The 1180-nt window shown below is 60.5% G+C and carries 1 protein-coding gene; it reads left to right on the top strand.

Going from position 1 to position 1180, the window contains the following annotated elements; genetic code table 11:
- Positions 1-206: 206 nt before the first annotated feature.
- Positions 207-1166 (top strand): IS110 family RNA-guided transposase, encoded by a 960-nt coding sequence (locus C4S70_RS18400; protein WP_104009520.1) that lies wholly within the window; start codon positions 207-209, stop codon positions 1164-1166.
- Positions 1167-1180: the final 14 nt, after the last annotated feature.

Raw genomic sequence — 1180 nt, 5'->3', positions numbered from 1 at the left:
CCTGACCCTTCTGTATCTTGGCTTTGCTAATCTGCCCCCGTCACCGCCCTTGGCCGAGGGTGATGACGGGGCGGTGTATGGCGTCTGAGCCTTGTGGCCCGGTTTGAACAGGGACCACGTTTGTTAGCGTGCCAGCACCGTCTCTCTTCATCGTCTCGAACAGTTGAAAGCGGCCGATCAGGACCGCGGAGCAGAAGGAAGAGAGCATGAACAGGGTAGCATACGGGCAGATTATCGGAATAGACGTCTCGCGCGATTGGCTGGATATCCACTGCCTGCCCGACGGCCACCGGCTGCGGGTGCCGAACACGGATAAAGGTCACGCATGTCTTGCGGAACTTGCCTGCGAAAGAGCCGCGTTGGTTTGTTTCGAAGCCACCGGCGGTCAAGAGTGGCGGCTCTGGGCAGCTTTGGACAAAGCGGGGGTCGAGACCCGGCAATTGCCACCCGCTCAGATCAAGGCTTTCGCTGCCAGCCGTGGCACACGCGCCAAGACGGATCGGATCGATGCCGAGCTGATTGCCCGCTTCATGGCCTTCCGCCCGGAGGCCGGGCGGTGTCTCCCACATGAGAAGCTACGCCTTCTCAGGGCCTTGACTTCAAAGCGTGGCCAGCTGGTCGAAACACGGAAGCGGCTTCTGGCTCAGATCAAAGCACATGGAAAGCTTGGAACCGCGGACATGTTCGCGCACATGGACGACAACCTCAAAGAGCTGCTGGATCAGCAGATCACGGAGCTGGAGCATCGGATCGAGAACACCATCGCAGCCGACGCAACTCTGGCCGAAAACGCTGCCATCTTGCGCTCCATTCCGGGGATCGGCCCGGTGTCGAGTACGAGGCTGATCGCCGAGATGCCCGAACTCGGCCAGATCACCGGCGAACAGGCGGCCGCTTTGACGGGGCTCGCGCCAATCGCCCATGACAGTGGGACCTTGCGCGGGAAACGAGCCATTGGCGGCGGACGACGCTTGTTGCGTCATGTGATGTTCCAGGCCGCACTGGTTGCGGCTCATCACAACCCGGTTCTGAAAGCCTTTGCTGACCGCCACCGCGCGGCCGGGAAATCGCACAAAGTCATCATTACGGCGGTTGCCCGCAAACTCGTCACCATTGCAAACGCTCTGTGCAAAATGAGGCGAAAGTGGGCTCCTCAACCCGCCTGAGAAATACAGTTGCT

Source organism: Jhaorihella thermophila, from assembly GCF_900108275.1.
Lineage (GTDB): Bacteria > Pseudomonadota > Alphaproteobacteria > Rhodobacterales > Rhodobacteraceae > Jhaorihella > Jhaorihella thermophila.
Note: the sequence above shows the minus strand (reverse complement) of the source record. Positions and strands in the feature narration are given on the sequence as shown.

What these genes read in the sequence shown, in the direction of transcription:
- C4S70_RS18400 (WP_104009520.1), top strand. Translation starts at nt 207, where the DNA reads ATGAACAGGGTAGCATACGGGCAGATTATCGGAATAGACGTCTCGCGC.